15 protein-coding genes are annotated in these 18,141 nt (G+C 72.4%); 11 read left to right on the top strand and 4 right to left on the bottom strand.

Annotation, left to right across the window (positions count from 1 at the left end):
* Positions 1 to 43: 43 nt before the first annotated feature.
* Together F6B42_RS05995 and F6B42_RS06000 are read right to left on the bottom strand one after the other, a co-directional pair.
* On the bottom strand, positions 44 to 1,276 hold the full coding sequence (locus tag F6B42_RS05995) for a sugar ABC transporter substrate-binding protein (protein WP_150418736.1): 1,233 nt from the start codon (positions 1,274 to 1,276) through the stop codon (positions 44 to 46).
* A 145-nt stretch (positions 1,277 to 1,421) separates the two neighbouring features.
* Positions 1,422 to 3,443 carry a beta-galactosidase gene (locus F6B42_RS06000; protein ID WP_150418738.1) on the bottom strand — a complete coding sequence of 674 codons (2,022 nt, stop codon included), beginning with the start codon at positions 3,441 to 3,443 and terminating at the stop codon, positions 1,422 to 1,424.
* Positions 3,444 to 3,626: 183 nt separating this feature from the next.
* Between F6B42_RS06000 and F6B42_RS06005 the strand changes: the two genes are divergently transcribed.
* From F6B42_RS06005 to F6B42_RS06015, 3 genes are all read left to right on the top strand, one after another.
* On the top strand, positions 3,627 to 4,643 hold the full coding sequence (locus tag F6B42_RS06005; RefSeq protein WP_150418739.1) for a LacI family DNA-binding transcriptional regulator: 1,017 nt from the start codon (positions 3,627 to 3,629) through the stop codon (positions 4,641 to 4,643).
* A gap of 49 nt (positions 4,644 to 4,692) precedes the next feature.
* Positions 4,693 to 6,261 (top strand): methionine--tRNA ligase, encoded by a 1,569-nt coding sequence (gene metG / locus F6B42_RS06010; RefSeq protein WP_150418740.1) that lies wholly within the window; start codon positions 4,693 to 4,695, stop codon positions 6,259 to 6,261.
* Between the two features lie 89 nt (positions 6,262 to 6,350).
* On the top strand, positions 6,351 to 7,205 hold the full coding sequence (locus tag F6B42_RS06015; protein WP_223878433.1) for a TatD family hydrolase: 855 nt from the start codon (positions 6,351 to 6,353) through the stop codon (positions 7,203 to 7,205).
* A gap of 32 nt (positions 7,206 to 7,237) precedes the next feature.
* On the opposite strand, the gene F6B42_RS06020 is transcribed toward F6B42_RS06015, so the two are convergent.
* Positions 7,238 to 8,221 (bottom strand): LacI family DNA-binding transcriptional regulator, encoded by a 984-nt coding sequence (locus F6B42_RS06020; RefSeq protein ID WP_150418743.1) that lies wholly within the window; start codon positions 8,219 to 8,221, stop codon positions 7,238 to 7,240.
* Positions 8,218 to 9,522 carry a glutamyl-tRNA reductase gene (locus F6B42_RS06025; protein ID WP_150418745.1) on the bottom strand — a complete coding sequence of 435 codons (1,305 nt, stop codon included), beginning with the start codon at positions 9,520 to 9,522 and terminating at the stop codon, positions 8,218 to 8,220. Before F6B42_RS06025 ends, F6B42_RS06020 begins: the two co-directional genes overlap by 4 nt.
* Before the next feature lie 116 nt (positions 9,523 to 9,638).
* On the opposite strand from F6B42_RS06025, the gene hemE reads away from it, so the two are divergent.
* The 8 genes from hemE (at position 9,639) to hemL (ending at position 18,126) form a co-directional block, all read left to right on the top strand.
* A complete protein-coding gene (hemE, locus tag F6B42_RS06030) occupies positions 9,639 to 10,709 on the top strand; it encodes a uroporphyrinogen decarboxylase (RefSeq protein ID WP_263405869.1) in 1,071 nt (356 codons plus the stop codon).
* 73 nt (positions 10,710 to 10,782) lie between these two features.
* On the top strand, positions 10,783 to 12,192 hold the full coding sequence (locus F6B42_RS06035) for a protoporphyrinogen/coproporphyrinogen oxidase (protein ID WP_150418748.1): 1,410 nt from the start codon (positions 10,783 to 10,785) through the stop codon (positions 12,190 to 12,192).
* A complete protein-coding gene (hemQ, locus tag F6B42_RS06040) occupies positions 12,192 to 12,881 on the top strand; it encodes a hydrogen peroxide-dependent heme synthase (protein WP_150418750.1) in 690 nt (229 codons plus the stop codon). The genes F6B42_RS06035 and hemQ overlap by 1 nt, the downstream gene beginning before the upstream one ends.
* Positions 12,881 to 14,095 carry a ferrochelatase gene (locus F6B42_RS06045; protein ID WP_150418751.1) on the top strand — a complete coding sequence of 405 codons (1,215 nt, stop codon included), beginning with the start codon at positions 12,881 to 12,883 and terminating at the stop codon, positions 14,093 to 14,095. The genes hemQ and F6B42_RS06045 overlap by 1 nt, the downstream gene beginning before the upstream one ends.
* A complete protein-coding gene (gene hemC / locus F6B42_RS06050) occupies positions 14,092 to 15,060 on the top strand; it encodes a hydroxymethylbilane synthase (protein WP_150418752.1) in 969 nt (322 codons plus the stop codon). The genes F6B42_RS06045 and hemC overlap by 4 nt, the downstream gene beginning before the upstream one ends.
* A complete protein-coding gene (locus tag F6B42_RS06055) occupies positions 15,057 to 15,827 on the top strand; it encodes a uroporphyrinogen-III synthase (protein WP_150418753.1) in 771 nt (256 codons plus the stop codon). The genes hemC and F6B42_RS06055 overlap by 4 nt, the downstream gene beginning before the upstream one ends.
* Complete coding sequence (gene hemB / locus F6B42_RS06060; protein WP_150418754.1) at positions 15,824 to 16,819, top strand: porphobilinogen synthase; 996 nt, start codon at positions 15,824 to 15,826, stop codon at positions 16,817 to 16,819. Before F6B42_RS06055 ends, hemB begins: the two co-directional genes overlap by 4 nt.
* Entirely contained in the window at positions 16,816 to 18,126 is a 1,311-nt protein-coding gene (hemL, locus tag F6B42_RS06065; RefSeq protein WP_150418755.1) for a glutamate-1-semialdehyde 2,1-aminomutase, read from the top strand. Before hemB ends, hemL begins: the two co-directional genes overlap by 4 nt.
* The last annotated feature ends 15 nt before the right edge of the window (positions 18,127 to 18,141 follow it).

Consider the following 18,141-nt stretch of genomic DNA (forward strand, 5'->3'; position numbering starts at 1 on the left):
AGAGGGGGCCGGGGGCGGAGGGTCGCTCCGCCCCCGGAGGTGATCAGCCGATGGCTGCCTGGACGTCGGCGACCATGGTGTTCCAGGTGCCGACGGGGTCGGCGCCCTTGATGATCTGCACCTGCGCGGCGTTCCAGAGGTCCCACACCGAGCCCATCTCGGGGATGGACGGCTGCGGCACGCCGTTCGCGGCGGAGGCGAGGAAGCCGGCGACGTTCGGATCCGAGGAGACCTCCTCGGCGAGCGTCTTCCACGCGGGGAGGCGGGGGTCGGCTTCGTAGAGCGCCTTCTGGGCCTCATCGGTGGCGAGGTAGGTGGTGAGGAACTCCTGGGCGAGCAGAGCGTTCTTGCTCTGCGAGCTGACGTAGAAGCCCTGCACGCCGACGAACGGAGCAGCGGTCTCGCCGCCGGCCGAGGGGATCGGGTTCACCTTGATGTTGACGCCGTTCGCGGTGAGGTCCGCGATCGCCCAGGGGCCCTGGATCGTGTATGCGGCGGTGCCGGCCGCGAACAGCTCGTTGTTCGTGTCGTAGTCGACGGTCGTCGAGATCTCGCCCGAACCCGTTTCGCCGTGAGCGCCGAGCCACGTGGCGAAGGCCTCGCCGGCCGCGCCGCCCATACCCACCTCGGAGGTGTACGAGCCCGAGTCGTCCTGCACGAACACCGGAGCGCCGAACGACGTCTGGAAGCCGTACATCGTGTACGCGTCACCGGTCTGCCCGGCGGTGTTGATGACGAGCGGTCGCTCGGCGCCGGCCGCCTGCGCGCGGGCGATCATGTCGTCCCAGCTCGTGGGTGCCTCTTCGCCGACGAGGTCGGTGTTCTGGATGAGGGCGATCGACTCGAGCGCGTACGGGAAGCCGTAGAGCTGGCCGTCGTAGGTGAACGCGTCGACGGCGACCTGCTCGATCTCGTCGGCCGTCGCGCCGAGGTCGATCGTGTCGACGACACCGGCGGCGACGAAAGCGCCGAGGAAGTCGTGCGCGCCGACGGTGATGTCGGGACCCTCGCCGGTGGGGACCTGGTTGATGAAGTCGTTGCGGATGTCCTCGAAGTTCTTCTGGACGAGCTCGACCTGCGTGCCGGTCTCGGCGGTGAACGCCTCGGCGGCTGCCTCGATCGCGGGAGCGCGGTTCTCGTCGGTCCAGATCACGAGGGCGTTGCCCGAGCCGCCGGCGGCATCGCCGCTCTCGCTCGGAGTGCTGCCGCCGGCGCATCCGGCCAGCAGGAGGGACGACGTCGCGAGGGCGACGACTCCGATCCCGATCTTGCGCATGGATCTTCCTTCCGATGGTGGTCGATCCGGCGCCTCGTGCGAGGTCGCGCCGTCACGACCGATGTGTGGTGCCTCGGCCGGGCGGCCGGGGCGTTCTCTCAGTGCGATCCGGAGGACGTGCACCGTCCTCCGGGGGTGGGGATGGTCAGCGACCACCCCCGGATGCTGCGCGCTGCGTGCGGACGACGGCGACGTCGCCGGCACGCACGGTCAGCGAGCCCGCGGCATCCGACCCGGAGATCAGGTCGGTGCCGGTGAGGTCGAGCGAGAGGTCGGATGCCGCGTGGTTGATGGCGACGACGTAGTCGGCGTCGGCGCCGCGGCGGCGGACGACCTCGAGTCCTGCGGGGATGCCGGGCAGCGCCACGCCGGCGTCGGCGAGCACCTCGTCGAGGATCGCGCGGAGGCCCGCGGCATCCGGACGCGTGCTGACGTACCAGCCGACGCCCGCACCGTGGACGTTCCGGGTCACCGCGGGCATCTCGGCTCCGGGGCCGTCGACGTACGAGCCGCGCGTCTGCGCGCCGGCGAGGACGAGGTGCTCGTGCCAGACGTCGGCGGTGAGATCGTCGTCGCCGAAGCGAACGGTCGTCGTCACGCCCTCGCGCAGCGGCAGGTGCTCCTCGACGCGGATGCCGAGCGCCGGCCGGAGCGGCGCGGCGAATCCGCCGGCGTGCACGGCGTCGTTCTCGTCGACCACGGCCGAGAAGTACGACACCACGAGGGTGCCGCCGGCGGCGACGTAGGCGTTGAGGTTGTCGGCGTCCGCCTGGCGCAGCAGGTACTGGGCCGGCGCGATGACGAGCTTGTAGCCCGAGAGGTCGTGGCCGGGGAGGGCGAAGTCGACCGTGATGCCCTCGCGCCACAGCGCCTCGTAGTACGCGCGGATGCGTTCGCCGTGCGAGAGGTCCTCGGACGGACGCCATTCGAGGTCCTGCGCCCAGAAGGACTCGAAGTCCCACAGGATCGCGACCTCGGCCGGAACGCTCGACCCGCGCACCTCGCCGAGCCGGCCGAGCGTCGCGCCGAGGTCGACGACCTCGCGGAAGACGCGCGAGTCGGCGCCGGCGTGCGGGAGCATCGCGGAGTGGAACTTCTCGGCTCCGGAGCGTCCGGCGCGCCACTGGAAGAACAGGATGCCGTCGGCCCCCCGAGCGAAATGGCTGAGGGAGTTGCGGGCCATCTCGCCGGGGCGCTTCGCGACGTTGCGCGGCTGCCAGTTGACCGCCGACGTCGAGTGCTCCATGAGGATCCAGGGCTTGCCGCCGCCGACCGAGCGCGACAGGTCGGCGGCGATCGCCAGACCGATCTCGCCCTCTTCGTCGGCGGCCCACAGGTAGTGGTCGTCGGAGACGATGTCGACCTCGCGCGCCCAGGCCCACAGGTCGGTGCCCGTGTGCTGGTTGGCCATGAAGTTCGTGGTGACCGGGAGGTCCGAGTGCGCGCGGATCGCGTCGCGCTCGGCGACGAAGCATGCCCGCAGCCGGTCGTCGGTGAACCGTGCCCAGTCGAGCTTCTGCGCGGGGTTGAGGGTCGAGGGGGCGGTCGCCGGCGCGCCGACGTGCTCCCAGTCGCCGTAGTGCTGGCCCCAGAATGCGGTTCCCCAGGCGGAGTTCAGTCCGTCGAGCGAGCCGTAGCGCGTCCGCAGCCATGCGCGCCAGGCCGCGACGGAGGCGGGGGAGTAGTCCTCGCCGACGGGCACGCCGTACTCGTTGTGCACGTGCCACATCACGACCGCCGGGTGCTCGGCGTAGCGTGCTGCGAGGGCATCGGCGATGCGCGTCGACGCGTCGAGGTAGGCCGGGTGGGAATGCGACGCCATGCCGCGCGAGCCGAAGCCCATCGGGACGCCGTCGCGGTTGACGGCGCGGGCGTCGGGGTGAGCGGCGAAGAACCATGCCGGCGGCGAGGCCGTCGGAGTGCCGAGGTCCACGGCGATCCCGCCCTCGTGCAGGAGGCCGAGGATCTCGTCGAGCCAGCCGAAGTCGAAGACGTTCTCGCTCACCTCGATGAGGGCCCACGAGAAGATGCCGACGCTGACCAGGTTCACGCCCGCCTCGCGCATGAGGCGCACATCCTCGGGCCACACGTCGCGGGGCCACTGCTCGGGGTTGTAGTCGCCGCCGTAGGCGATCCCGTCGATGGCCGGCCAGGGGCTCGCAGGCATGAAACTCTTCCTCGGGTCTCGGTCGTGATGCTCGTCCGCGGCCGGGGCGATCGTCCTGTGACCGGTCACAGCCGCGCTTCAGCATACGCCGACGGGTGCGCGGAAGACGGCTCTCGTTACCGAACTGTGACCGGTCACAGAAACATGGCCTCCGCGACGACCCGGGCGCAATAGACTCGCGGCGTGAATGGCACCACCGGCGCGGGGCGCAAGCCGACCATCCGCGACGTCGCGGCGGCGGCCGGTGTCTCGCACGGCACCGTGTCGCGGGTCATCAACGGCGGGCACTGGGTGTCGCCGGTGGCTCGCGAGGCGGTGGAGCAGGCGATCGTGGCGACCGGCTACACGGCCAACCACGCCGCGCGCAGCCTCGCCACGGGACGCTCGAACTCGCTCGCCTTCCTCTTGACCGAGCCCCAGCACCTGCTGTTCGCCGACCCCACCTTCGCGCTCCTCCTGCGCGGGGCGACCGAGGCGCTCGCGCAGCGGTCGATGACGCTCGTGCTGATGATCGCCGACACCGCCGCCGAGCGCGCGAACGTCGAGCGCTACGTCCGCGCCGGCCACGTCGACGGGGTGCTGCTGATCTCGTCGCACGAGTCGAACCCCCTCCTCGGGTCGCTCGTCGCCGCCGGCATCCCGACCGTCTGCACCGGCGTTCCCCTCGGTGACCGCGCTCACGTGCCGACCGTGTCGGTCGACGAGCAGGAGTCCGCTCGCGAGATGACGCGCTACCTGCGCGGCCGCGGCCATCGCCGCATCGCCGTCATCACCGGTCCCAACGACACCCCCGGCGGCCGTCACCGGCTCGAGGGGTTCCGCGACGAGATGGGCGACCTGTTCGACCCGGACCTCGTCGAGCAGGACGTCTACTCGAGCGATGCCGGCGCCGCGGCGATGGCGCGGCTGCTCGAGCGCGCGCCCGACATCGACGCGGTGTTCGCGGCATCCGACGTCATGGCCGTCGGCGCCATCGCGGCCCTGCGGCGCTCGGGCCGACGGGTTCCGGAGGACGTCGCCGTCGCCGGTTTCGACGATTCGGGACTCGCCGCCACGCACGACCCGCCGCTGACGACGATGCGCCAGCCCTGGAGCGACATCAGCTCGGCGATGGTCGACATGGTGCTGCAGGTCATCGGCGGCAGCGAGCCGGATCCGCTCGTGCTGCCGACGACGCTGGTCGTGCGCGAGACGGCCTGAGCCCGTCACACGGCGCGGCCCCCGTGCCGTGCCTGACTAGAATCTCCGGGTGAGCAACGGCCGCAGCTTCTACATCACCACGCCGATCTACTACCCCAGCGATCTGCCCCACATCGGGCACGGGTACACGACGGTGGCGGTCGACACCCTCGCGCGGTGGCACCGCCAGGCCGGCGACGACACCTGGATGCTCACCGGCACCGACGAGCACGGGCAGAAGATGCTCCGCGCCGCCGCGGCGAACGGCGTGACCCCGCAGGAGTGGGTCGACAAGCTCGTCGAGGAGTCGTGGTTCCCGCTACTGCGCACGCTCGACGTCGCCAACGACGACTTCATCCGCACGACGCAGGAGCGGCACGAGGAGCGCGTCAAGGCGTTCGTGCAGACGCTCTTCGACCGTGGATTCATCTACGCCGGCGAGTACGCGGCGCTGTACTGCGTCGGCTGCGAGGAGTTCAAGCCCGAGGCCGAGATCGTCGACGGCACGGGTGCCTTCGAGGGCCTGAAGGTCTGCGCGATCCACTCGAAGCCGCTCGAGCTGCTGCAGGAGAAGAACTACTTCTTCAAGCTCAGCGAATTCCAGGATCGCCTGCTCGACCTGTACAAGACCGTCCCCGACTTCGTCCGCCCCGAATCGGCGCGAAACGAGGTCGTCTCGTTCGTGAGATCGGGTCTGAAGGATCTGTCGATCTCGCGGTCGGCGTTCGATTGGGGCATCACGGTGCCGTGGGACCCGTCGCACGTCATCTACGTCTGGGTCGACGCGCTGCTGAACTACGCCACCGCCATCGGCTACGGCACCGACCCCGACGACTTCGCCCGCCGCTGGCCCGCGTATCACGTCGTGGGCAAGGACATCCTCCGCTTCCACGCCGTGATCTGGCCGGCGATGCTCATGGCCGCCGGGCTCGACGTGCCGCGCGGCATCTTCGCGCACGGCTGGCTGCTCGTGGGCGGCGAGAAGATGTCGAAGTCGAAGCTCACCGGTATCGCGCCGACCGAGATCACCGACGTCTTCGGCTCCGACGCGTACCGGTTCTACTTCCTCTCGGCCATCGCGTTCGGGCAGGACGGCTCGTTCTCGTGGGAGGACCTCTCGGCGCGCTACCAGGCCGAGCTCGCCAACGGCTTCGGCAACCTCGCCTCGCGGACCGTGGCGATGATCGAGCGCTACTTCGAGGGGATCGTCCCTCCCGCGGCGGAGTACACCGACGGCGACCTCGTCATCCAGCAGGTGGTGGCGGATGCCGCGACCGCCGCCGACGCGGCGATGGAGCGGTTCCGGCCCGACGAGGCGATCGGTGCGATCTGGACGATCGTCGATGCTCTCAACGGGTACATCACCGAGAACGAGCCGTGGGCGCTCGCGAAGGACGAGGCGCAGCGCGCCCGGCTCGGCACGGTCCTCTACACCGCGGCGGAGGGCCTGCGCGCCCTGACCGTGCTCCTCTCGCCGGTCATGCCCGAGTCGACGGCGAAGCTCTGGACCGCGCTCGGCATCGATGCGCGGCTGGAGGATCAGCCCGTCCGCGATGCCGGCACCTGGGCCATCCTGTCGCCCGGAACCACCGTCACCGGCCTGACGCCGCTCTTCCCGCGCGTCGAGCAGACGGCCTGACGCCCGTGGTCGACTCGCCAGACTCCGCGGATCCGACCCGCTCGGGACCCGCCGTCTCTGGCGAGTCGACGGACGACGTCTCGCAGTACGTGCGACGGCGCGAGCAGTCGGCGCGGGATGTGCGCTGGCCGGAGGCCCCCGAGCCGCTCACGGTGCCCGTCTACGACAATCACACGCACCTCGAGATCGAGGACGGCGACGAGCCGCGCTCGCTCGAGGAGCAACTCGAGCTCGCGGCCGCCGTCGGCGTCCTCGGTGTCGTGCAGGCCGGCGGCGACATCGAGTCGTCCCGCTGGTCGGCGTGGGCCGCGGCCTCCCACCCCCGTGTGCTCGCCGCGGTCGCCATCCATCCGAACGAGGCGCCGGTGTATGCGGCAGCCGGCCGCTTGGCCGAGGCCATCGGCGTGATCGACGAGCTCGCCGCGCAGCCCCGCGTGCGAGCCATCGGCGAGACGGGCCTGGACTTCTTCCGCACGGGCGACGAAGGTCTTCCCGCGCAGTTCGAGAGCTTCGAGGCGCACATCGCGCTGGCGAAGAAGCACGGTGTGGCGATGCAGATCCACGATCGCGATGCGCATGACGCCGTGCTCGAGACGCTGCAGCGGGCGGGAGCGCCCGAGCGCACGGTCTTCCACTGCTTCTCAGGCGATGCCGACATGGCGCGCATCGCCGCCGAACGGGGCTACTGGCTGAGCTTCGCCGGCAACATCACCTTCAAGAACGCGCAGAACCTCCGCGACGCCCTCGCGGTGACGCCGATCGAGCGCATCCTCGTCGAGACCGACGCACCGTTCCTGACGCCCGCTCCGCATCGCGGCCGGCCGAACGCCCCCTACCTCATCCCAGTCACGCTGCGCTTCATGGCCGCCGAGCTCGGCATCGAGGTCGACGAGCTCGCCGCGCAGGTCGCCGCCAATACGCTCGCCGTCTACGGCGAGTTCTGACCCCCGGCTGCCCCGGCGACCCCGGTGAGCCGTCAGCGGGTCGAGGAGCCGCGGACGAGCTCCCAGGGGAGGTCGACGACATCGGGCGCGTCGCGGTCGAGGTCGCGCACGGCGCCCAGGGCGCGGAACATCGCGGCGGGGGCCTGCTCGGGGTGCACGCAGACGTGCGTGACACCCAGCCGAGCGTTCACGGCGCAGTCGGACGTGCACAGGGCGATGAGCTGCACGTCGCGCGGGATCACGAGGTCCATCGCATCGAGCTGCAGGTAGATCGCCGGGCCCTCCTCGGCGAACGAGAAGATCGCGTCGGCGCCGGCGTCGCGCAGCTCGGCCACCCGCCGCGGCAGCGCGTCGTGCTCGGCGTCGAGGTGGGCGACGAGGGGATCGCGGCCGCGCACCGTGCTCCACGCGCGATAGGCGGTCTCGCCGATCTCGTCGCGGGGAGACCCGGCGTCATCCACGAGGAACCCGATCCGGCGGGCACCGCGCGCCTCGAGCAGCCCGAGCGCGGCGCGCACCGCCTCGTCGTAGCCGGTCCGCACGGTGATCGAGCGCTGCGTGTCGACGTAAAGATCGTTGGTGGCGACCGGGATGCCGCGCGCGATCGCCTCGCGCAGCAGCGAGTCGTCGGCGGCCACCTCGGCGAAGTACACGACGTCGATCTGCGCGCCGCGCAGCAGGTCGGGTCGCGCCGCGGGGAGCATCGTCACCGTGAAGCCCTGGTCGGCCGCCGCGCGAACCATCGCGCCGATGTGGCGGGTGCGGTGCAGCGCGCCGCGCTTGGAGAGGTCGAGCTCGGCGCCTTCGGGGACGACGAATCCGACCGACATCGTGCGGCCGCTGCGCAGCGCGGCGGCGTACTTGTTCGGCTGATAGCCGAGCTCGGCCGCGAGCGCCTTGATGCGCTCGCGCGTCTCGGGGCGGAGGCTCCCGCGGTCGTTCAGCGCCTGCGAGATGGCGGCCGTCGAGACACCCGCGCGCAGCGCGATGTCCTTGAGGGTCACCTGTCTCGTCACGGGCGGCCCGCTGCTTCGCCAGGGGAACGGGTGTCCGGTCGCCGCTCGGCGGGCTCCCGCTCTGCCGACATCGGGAAGACCGAGCGCACCGCGTCGGCCCACGTCGATCCCGCGCCGGAGGACGCGAGCGTGTGCCCCTGCGCGATGAGGCGGTGCAGCAGGACGCCGGAGAAGTGCCGCAGCGCCGCCTCGACCTCGGGGGAGTCGCCGCGCCGGTGCGCGCGGTCGATCTCGTCGTCGAGGATGCCGGTGATGTATCCCCGCATCGCGACGACCGAGGGCGATACCTCGTGCACGCGGCGCGCGGCGGCGTGCCGTGCGGCGGCGCCCGCGACGATCTCGCGCGCCTCGCCGAGGGTGGCGAACTCGTCGATCGGTGCGTGCACGCGGATCGTCTCGAGATCGAGCAGCTCGATGTCGGCGACGTCGCGGAGGGCCGGGTCGACGTTGCGGGGGAGGCCCAGGTCGATGATCAGCTGCGTCCCGGCGGCGCCGGTGCGACGCGCTGCGTGGTCGGCCGCGGTCAGCGCGTAGCTGTCGGTCGTCGTGGTGCACGTGATGATGACGTCGGCGGCCGCGGCCTCGGCGCCGTAGGCGTCGGCGTCGACGGCGACGAGGTGCTCGCGCTGGGCGAACCTGCTGCGCCCCGAGCGCGAGTGGACACGCACGTCCACCGCTCCCTTGTCGCGGAGCGCCGCGAGGGATGCCGCGGCGTACCGTCCGGTGCCGACGAGCAGCACGCGCGCGGCCGACCAGTCCGCGATCCGCGACGAGGCGAGCTCGAGGGCGAGGCGGACGAGCGAGCGGCCCGACTCCCCGATGCGCGTGCTGTTCTTCACGGCGCGGGACGTCTCGGTCGCGCGCTGGAACAGGTGCTCTAGAGGGGCCGTCGTCTGCCCGTTCCGTCGCGCTCCCTCGAGAGCGCGCCGGACCTGCCCGGCGATCTCGTCCTCGCCGACGGCGACCGAGTCGAGCCCGGACGCGACGGAGAACAGGTGGTGGGCGACCTTGTTGCCGTGGGCGAAGTCGACGGTCTCGCGGACGTCGCGGTAGGACAGGTCGCTCAGCTTGGCGATCTCCTCCATCGCGGCATCCATCGCCGGGATCGTCGAGGGGAAGTCGTCGTCGTCGCGCAGGTCGAAGTAGGCCTCGAAGCGATTGCACGTGGCGAGGACGACGGCGCCCTGGATGGCGTCGTGCGCCTGTGTCAAGCGGGTGCCGACGTCGTCGCCGATGACGGAGAGTCGCTCGAGAGAATCGAGCGGCGTCGAGCGCTGATGAGCGGTGAGAGCGACGAGCACGTGCGGAAGAACCCCCTGAATTCGCTACTAGTATATCGATTAACTCACTCGAGGAGATCATCATTCCGGCATCCGCCCACCCCCTCGTCGCGCACGCGACCGGCTCGAGCCGACTCGTGCGCGCTCTGCTCGGCGAACGTCCCGAGCAGACCCCTGTCTGGTTCATGCGTCAGGCCGGCCGCTCGCTGCCGGAGTACCGCGCGCTGCGGTCGCAGGGCAGCATGCTCGACGCGTGCCTCACCCCCGAGCTCGCGAGCGAGATCACCCTCCAGCCGGTGCGCCGGCACGGTGTGGATGCGGCGATCTTCTTCAGCGACATCATCGTGCCGCTGGCGCTCATCGGCATCGACGTCGAGATCGAGGCCGGGCGCGGCCCGGTGTTCTCGTCGCCGCTGGCGACGCCCGCCGACATCGCCCGCGCCGTGGAGATCGACCCCGCCCTCGTGCGCGAGCGCGGCGGGTCGATCGCGCGCGCCGTCGAGCTCACGACCGGCTTGCTCGCTGAGGAGTCCGAGGCCCGCGGCGAGCCGCTCCCGCTCATCGGCTTCGCGGGAGCGCCGTTCACCCTCGCCGCCTACCTCGTCGAAGGGGGGCCGTCGAAGGACCACCTCGCGGCGCGCCGACTCATCCACGAGGACCCGGCGGCATGGGCCGCCCTCACCGAATGGCTCTCGCGGGTCACCGGGGAATTCCTCGCGCTGCAGGTCTCGGCGGGTGCGAGCGCCGCGCAGCTGTTCGACTCGTGGGCGGGAGCGCTCCGCCCCGAGGACTACCGCGCCGCGGTGCTGCCGTCGTCGGCCGCCTCGTTCGACGCCGTCCGCGCCCTCGACATCCCGGCCGAGGCGGGGATCGACCATCTGCCGCTCGTCCACTTCGGCGTCGGGACGGGGGAGATCCTCGCCGACATGGCCTCGATCGGCGTCGACGCCCTCGGCGTCGACTACCGGATCCCGCTCGACGAGGCGACGCGCCGCGTGGGCAACGAGCTCACGCTCCAGGGAAACCTCGACCCGGCCCTGCTGTTCGCGCCGGCCGAGGTGCGCGACGGCGTGATCCACGAGATCCTCGAGGCCGGCCGCGCCGCCCGTGCGCACGTGTTCAACCTCGGCCACGGCGTGCCGATGCAGGCGGACCCCGGCGCGATCAGCTCGGTCGTCCGCACCGTCCACGATTGGCGTGCGTCATGACGGGGTCGTCCATGGTCGTCGTTGCGGCCGGCTGCGCCGGCCTCGTCGTCCGCACCGTCCACGATTGGCGTGCATGAGCACTCAGCCTGACCTCATCGTCGTCGGAGCCGGCATCGCCGGTCTCGTGGTCGCCCTCGAGGCTGCCACGGCGGGAGCGAGCGTGCTCGTGCTCGAGTCCGACGACCGCACCGGGGGGATGCTGCGTCGCGGCCGCCTCGCGGGCGTCGACGTCGACCTCGGCGCCGAGTCGTTCGCCAAGCGCACCGACGCCGTGCCGGCCCTCGTCGCGGACTTCTCGCTGCCGCTCGACATCGTCTCGCCGCGCTCCGGTCCCGCGCATCTCGTCGCGCCGCGCCTCGGCGGACGGTGGAGCCGGCTGCCCCTTCCACGGCGCACCGTCATCGGCATCCCGGCCGACCCGCTCGCCGCCGACGTCGTCGCGATCATCGGCGAGCGCGCCGCGCGCCGCGCCGCCGCCGAGGTCACGGCCGCGCCCGTCGACCCGACCGCGTCGCTCGCCGACGTCGTCGAGGAGCGTCTGGGCGCCGGCATCCTGCACGACCTCATCGACCCGCTCTGCCGGAGCATCTACTCGCAGCCGGCCGCTGCCGTGCCCCTGCCGCGACTGCACCCCAAGATGTGGGCGGCGCTCGAGCGCACCGGGTCGCTCCTCGCGGCTGCCGCCGAGGTGGCGCCGAACGCCCCCGGAGGCACCGCCGTGGGCGGCATCTCCGGCGGCATGTGGCGGCTGGCCGACGCCGTCGAGACGCTCGCCCGCGAACGCGGCGCCCTGGTGCGGACGGGTGTCGCCGCGCAGGCGGTCCGCCCCGAGGGCGGTCGCGTGAGCGTGCGGACGGACGCCGGCGAGCTCCACGCCGACCGTGTGGTCGTGGCCTCGGGGCCGCGCGCCGCCGCCGCCGTGCTCGGGGTGCCGACGGCCGAGATCGACGAGGCGGCGACCGCGCCCATCCAGCCCGCCGTCCGTCTGCTCACGGCCGCGGTCACCGCGCCGGATCTGGCCGCCGAGCCGGTCGGATCGGGCGTCATCGTCTCGCCCGATGCGCGCACCGCCGCCAAGGCTCTCACGCACATCGACGCGAAGTGGGCCTGGGCGCGCGACGCGCTGCCCGCGGGCACGCATCTCGTCCGCCTGTCGGCGCGCGCCGACGAGCCCGCCGGTCTCGATTCCGCCGGCGCCGTAGCCCGGGAGATCTCGGCGCTCACCGGCGCCCGCGTCGGTCGCGACGACATCGGCGAGATCGTCACGACCCGCTGGCGCGACGCCGTCGTGCCCGCCGAGTCCGATGCGTGGACGGCGACCGTGATGGATGCCGTGACCCACGGCATCCACGTCACCGGCGCCGTGGCCGCCGGCACCGGCCTCGCCTCGGTGATCCCGCACGCCCGCGCTCTCGCGCGAGAACTCTTCGCGGCGCACGCCACCCCCGACGCCGCCGCGTCCCCCGTCCGAAAGGAGTCCTGATGTCCGAACAGATCCCGCTCGGCTACACCCTCTTCGCGATCCTCGCCGGCCCGCGCCCGCGACCGGCCGCGACGACGGCCGCCGACCTCGAGGAGCTCGAGCGCGTCGTGGCGTCGCTGCCCGAGGCCGGTGTCACCGTGCGCGGCCTCTACGACGTCACCGGCATGCGCGGCTCCGCCGACCTGATGGTGTGGCTGCACGCGGCGCCCGGCTCGGACGACGATCCGGCCGCGCTGCAGCGCGCGCTCCGTGCGCTTCGCCGCACGACGGCGCTGGCCGCGTTCGACCTCGAGTGGAGCGCCATGGGCGTGCACCGCGAGGCGGAGTTCAACAAGCGTCACGTGCCCGGCTACCTCCGCGGCGAGCACGCCCGCGACTGGCTCTGCCTGTACCCGTTCGTCCGCAGCTACGAGTGGTATCTGCTGCCCGACGAGGAGCGTTCGGCGATGCTCGCGCAGCACGGGCGCCAGGGCGCGAAATTCACCGACGTCGTCGCGAACACCGTGTCGACCTTCGCGCTGAGCGACTACGAGTGGCTCCTGCCGCTCGAGAGCGATGAGCTCATCAGCCTCGTCGACCTCATGCGCGATCTCCGGGCCACGGACGCGCGGCGCCACGTGCGCGAAGAGGTGCCGTTCTACACCGGACGCCGCATCGAGGTCGCCGAGCTGGCGGAGGTGCTGTCCTGATGAGCGCTCCCGAGTTCCGTCCGAAGCCCCCGCGCGCACAGAGCGCCCCGGCGTGCGCCCCCGGCTGCGCCGTCCCCGCCGCGAGCGCCGCGGCATGCGCCGGCCCCGAGCACGTCTCGGAGCCCACCGCGTACGACGCCCTCCTCCTGCTCGGCTTCGGCGGGCCCGAGGGGCAGGACGACGTGCTGCCGTTCCTCCGCAACGTCACGGCGGGCCGCGGCATCCCCGACGAGCGCCTGGAGGAGGTCGCCCACCACTACCGCCACTTCGGCGGCGTGTCGCCGATCAATCAGCACAACCGCGAGCTGAAGGCGGCGCTCGAGTCCGAGATCGCCGCGCGCGGCCTCGACCTGCCGGTGTACTGGGGGAACCGCAACTGGATGCCGTACGTCGACGACGCCCTCCGCGACCTCCACGCGGACGGTCGGCGCCGCGTGATCGCGGTCGCCACGAGCGCGTACAGCTCCTACTCCTCGTGTCGTCAGTACCGCGAGGACCTCGCCGACGCGATGGCGGCGACCGGCCTGGCGGGCGAGGTCGAGATCGACAAGGTGCGGCAGTTCTTCGACCACCCGGGCTTCGTCGCCCCGTTCGTCGACGGCCTTCGCGACGGCTTCGCGCGGATCCGCGAGCGCGGCATCGCCGATGAGGACGTCGAGATCCTCTTCTCGACCCACTCGATCCCGAACAGCGACGCGGACCGCTCCGGTCCCCCCGAACGCGGGTTCGGGCCCGGCGGCGCGTACGTCGCCCAGCACACCGCCGTCGCCGAGGCGATCGTCGCGGAGCTCGGGACGACGAGCCCCTGGCAGCTGGTGTTCCAGAGCCGATCCGGCCCGCCGTCGGTGCCGTGGCTCGAGCCGGACATCAACGACGCCATCGCCGAGCTCCCCGCCGCGGGTCGGAAGGCCGTCCTGATCGTGCCGCTGGGCTTCGTCAGCGACCACATGGAGGTGCTCTGGGACCTCGACACCGAGGCCATGGAGACGGCCGAGGAGCACGGGCTGTTCGCCGTGCGCACCGCCTCTCCGAGCACGCACCCGGCGTACGTCGCGGGACTCGTCGACCTGGTCGAGGAGCGTCTCGCCGGAACGCCCGCCGCCGAGCGGCCCGCGGTGACCTCTCTCGGACCCTGGTACGACGTATGCCGTCCCGGATGCTGCGAGAACAAACGACTGGGCTTCCAGCCGGCTCTCGCGGGGGTCGCCCCATGACGGATCTCGGCTCGGCGGGCGGCGCTTCGCTGCGGCTCGGGACGCGCGCGAGCCTTCTCGCCACGACGCAGTCGCAGCATGTCGCCGACGCGATCACTGCGGCCACCGGCATCCCGGTCGTGCTCGTCGAGATCACGACCGACGGCGACGTGCTCACCGGGTCGCTCGCGCAGATGGGCGGCACGGGCGTGTTCGCCACGGCGCTGCGCGAGGCGCTGCTGCGCGGCGACTGCGACCTCGTCGTGCATTCGATGAAGGACCTGCCGACCGCGCCCTACCCGGGCCTCGAGATCGCCGCGGTGCCGCCGCGAGCGCCGCAGCGCGATGTCCTGTGCGGGCCGGTCGCGGGCGCATCGCTCGACGCCCTGCCGGAGGGCGCCGTCGTCGGCACCGGATCGCCGCGACGCGTGGCCCAGCTGCTCAGTCGTCGCCCCGATCTGCAGGTGCGGGACATCCGCGGCAACATCGACACGCGGCTGCGCAAGATGCGCGGCGGCGAGTACGACGCGATCGTGCTGGCCGAGGCGGGACTCCGCCGCATCGACCGGGGATCGGCGATCGGGGAGACCTTCGGGCTCGACCGCTGGCCGACCTCCGCCGGACAGGGGGCCCTCGCGGTCGAGATCCGCTCGGGCGACGCCGACGGCCCGATCGGCCGCGCCGTGCGTCTCATCGACGATGCCGAATCCGCGTCCCGCGCTCTGCTCGAGCGCGCCGTGCTGCGCCGGCTCGAAGCCGGGTGCGCGGCGCCTGTGGGCATCTCGGCGACCGGTCTCGGCGCCGACACGACGTTCCTCGCCGAGGTCTACGCGCCGGGCGGCGAGCGCACGGTGCGCGCGACCCGCTCGCTCTCCATCGACCTCGCGCGTGCGGACGAGCGCGAGCGCATCGCCGCGGACGTCGTCGCCGAGCTGCTGGACGGCGGTGCCGCCGACATCGCCGATCTGCCGGGGACGAGCCGGTGACCGGCGGACTGCGCGGCCACCGCGTCCTCATCCCGCGCGGCGGCGCCTGGGGTTCCCGCGTCCGCGACGAGATCGTCCGCCGCGGCGGAGAGGCCGTCATCGCCCCGCTCATCGAGTCGCGTCCGCCGCGCGACACCGATGCCCGGGATGCCGCCTTCGCCAGGCTCGCGGCCGGGAACTACGCGTGGGTGTTCATCACGAGCGCCGCGACCGTGGAGCAGCTCGTCGCCCGAGGGGCGACGATCCCGATCGGCACGCGGATCGCCGCGGTCGGACGACCCACCGCGCGGGCCGTGGCCGACGCGGGGTTCGAGGTCGAGTTCGTTCCCGTCGGCACGTCGTCGGCGACCAACATGATCGCGCAGTGGTGCGCCGGCCGGTCGCCCCGCTCGACCGGCCGCTGCCTCGTGCTGCGCTCCGACCTCGCCATGGCCGTCATCAGCGACGAGCTCGAGCTGCAGGGATACGACGTCGACGTCTGCATCGCCTACCGCACCGTCGGCGTCGACCTCGATCCGATCGTGGCGGCCGACATCCGCACCGGCGCGATCGACACGGTCCTGCTGACCTCGCTGAGCGTCGGGCGCGAGCTCCGCCGCCAGGTCGGCATCCCGGGCGACGGGGTCTTCATCGCCTCGATCGGCCCCGGCACCACCCGCGATGCGCAGAAGCTCGGCTTCACCGTCCACCACACCGCACACTCCCAGAGCGTCGACGCCCTCATCGCAGAGCTCGACGCGCGACCGGCAACGGAGGAATCCCCGTGAGCACGTTCCCCGAGCGGCGACTGCGCCGCACCCGCCGCACCCCCGCGATGCGGCGGCTCTCCACCGAGAACCACCTCGCCGCCGCGCAGCTCGTCCTGCCCGTCTTCGTCAAGGAGGGGATCGACGCCCCGCTGCCGATCGCGAGCATGCCGGGCGTGATGCAGCATCCGCTCGAGGCGATCGCCGGCGTCGTGACCGATGCCGCCGACGCCGGCATCGGCGGGATCATGCTCTTCGGCGTCCCCGCCGTCCGCGACGCGACGGGCTCGGGCGCCGTGGCCGACGACGGGATCCTCAACCGTGCGATCCGGGTCGCGCGGGAGGCCGCGCGCGGACGCATCACGGTGCAGGCGGACCTCTGTCTCGACGAGTTCACCGATCACGGGCACTGCGGACTGCTCGCGGCCGACGGCTCGGTCGACAACGATGCGACGCTCGAGGTGTACGCCGAGATGGCCCTGGCGCAGGCACGTGCCGGAGCCGAAGTGCTCGGGCTGTCGGGGATGATGGACGGCCAGGTCGCGGTGATCCGTGCTGCGCTGGACGCCGCCGGATACAGCGACGTCGCGATCCTGGCGTACTCCGCGAAGTACGCCTCGGCCTTCTACGGTCCGTTCCGCGACGCGGTGGAGTCGACGCTCGAGGGCGACCGGCGCACCTACCAGCTCGATCCCGCGAACGGCCGGGAGGGCCTCGCCGAGGCCGTGCAGGACATCGCCGAGGGCGCCGACTACGTGATGGTCAAGCCGGCGGGTCCGTACCTCGACGTGCTCGCGCGCGTCGCGGACGCCTCGACGGTTCCCGTTTGGGCGTACCAGGTGTCGGGGGAGTACGCGATGATCGAGCTCGCCGCCCGGGCCGGAGCGATCGACCGCGACCGCGCGATCGCGGAATCCCTCGTAGGCATCCGCCGCGCGGGGGCCGACGTCATCCTGACCTACTGGGCACGAGAAGTCGCGGAGTGGATCCGCGCGGGCAAGGACCTGGCATGAGCCGCAACGACGACCTCTTCGAGCGCGCCCGCGCCGTCATCCCCGGCGGCGTCAATTCGCCGGTCCGCGCCTTCGGATCGGTCGGCGGCACGCCGCGGTTCTACGTCTCGGCGGCAGGGCCGTACGTCACCGATGCCGAGGGGCGCGATTACGTCGACCTCGTCGCGAGCTGGGGTCCGGCCCTCGTGGGCCACGCGCACCCCGAAGTGATCGCGGCGGTCGTCGACGCGGCCGGTCGGGGTCTGTCATTCGGCGCGTCGACGCCCGCCGAGACCGAGCTGGCCGAGGAGATCCGCCGGCGCGTCCCGATCGCGCAGAAGATCCGTCTCGTCTCGACCGGCACCGAGGCCACGATGACGGCGATCCGCCTGGCGCGCGGTGCGACCGGCCGCGACCTGCTCGTGAAGTTCTCGGGCCACTACCACGGCCACTCCGACGGTCTGCTGGCGCAGGCCGGTTCGGGCCTCGCGACCCTCGCGCTGCCGGGTTCGGCGGGGGTTCCGGCGCCCATCGCGGCGCAGACCCTCGTCGTGCCCTACAACGACGAGGCGGCGCTCGAGGCGGCGTTCGCCGAGCACGGCGAGAACATCGCCGCGGTCATCACCGAGGCCGCCGGCGCCAACATGGGTGTCGTGCCGCCGGCATCCGGGTTCACGACGTTCCTCCGCGAGATCACCTCGCGGCACGGCGCGCTCCTCATCAGCGATGAGGTGCTCACCGGGTTCCGCTCCGGAGCGTCGGGGTACTGGGGAGTGCTGCGCGAGGCCGGCGAGGACGTCGCCCCCGACCTGCTCACCTTCGGCAAGGTCGTCGGGGGAGGTCTGCCGGTGGCGGCCCTCGCGGGGCGCGCGGAGATCATGGACCTGCTCGCGCCTCTCGGTCCCGTCTACCAGGCCGGAACGCTCTCGGGCAATCCGGTCGCGGTCGCCGCGGGCCTCGCGACGCTCCGCCTCGCGGACGAGAGCGTCTACGCCCGCATCGGCCACGCCGCAGACACGGTCTCGGCCGCGGCGTCCGCCGCCCTCGACGAGGCCGGCGTTCCGCACGTCGTGCAGCGGGCCGGCACGCTGTTCAGCATCTTCTTCGGTGCCGAGGTCGCGGGCGGGGTGCCCGATTACGAGACCGCCACGCGACAGGATGCCGCGGCCTACGCCGCGTACTTCCACGCCATGCTCGACGCCGGGGTCTCGCTCCCGCCGTCGGCCTTCGAGGCGTGGTTCCTGACCGCGGCCCACGACGACGCCGCGCTCGCGCGCATCCTCGACGCGCTACCGGGCGCCGCCCGAGCCGCCGCCGCATCGGGGTGAGCGCGCCGCAACTAG

The organism is Microbacterium radiodurans, assembly GCF_008710705.1.
GTDB lineage: Bacteria > Actinomycetota > Actinomycetes > Actinomycetales > Microbacteriaceae > Microbacterium > Microbacterium radiodurans.

Coding starts and splice junctions, on each gene's coding strand:
- F6B42_RS05995 (WP_150418736.1), bottom strand. CDS start 1,276: ATGCGCAAGATCGGGATCGGAGTCGTCGCCCTCGCGACGTCGTCCCTC.
- F6B42_RS06000 (WP_150418738.1), bottom strand. CDS start 3,443: ATGCCTGCGAGCCCCTGGCCGGCCATCGACGGGATCGCCTACGGCGGC.
- F6B42_RS06035 (WP_150418748.1), top strand. CDS start 10,783: ATGAGCACTCAGCCTGACCTCATCGTCGTCGGAGCCGGCATCGCCGGT.
- hemQ (WP_150418750.1), top strand. CDS start 12,192: ATGTCCGAACAGATCCCGCTCGGCTACACCCTCTTCGCGATCCTCGCC.
- F6B42_RS06045 (WP_150418751.1), top strand. CDS start 12,881: ATGAGCGCTCCCGAGTTCCGTCCGAAGCCCCCGCGCGCACAGAGCGCC.
- hemC (WP_150418752.1), top strand. CDS start 14,092: ATGACGGATCTCGGCTCGGCGGGCGGCGCTTCGCTGCGGCTCGGGACG.
- hemL (WP_150418755.1), top strand. CDS start 16,816: ATGAGCCGCAACGACGACCTCTTCGAGCGCGCCCGCGCCGTCATCCCC.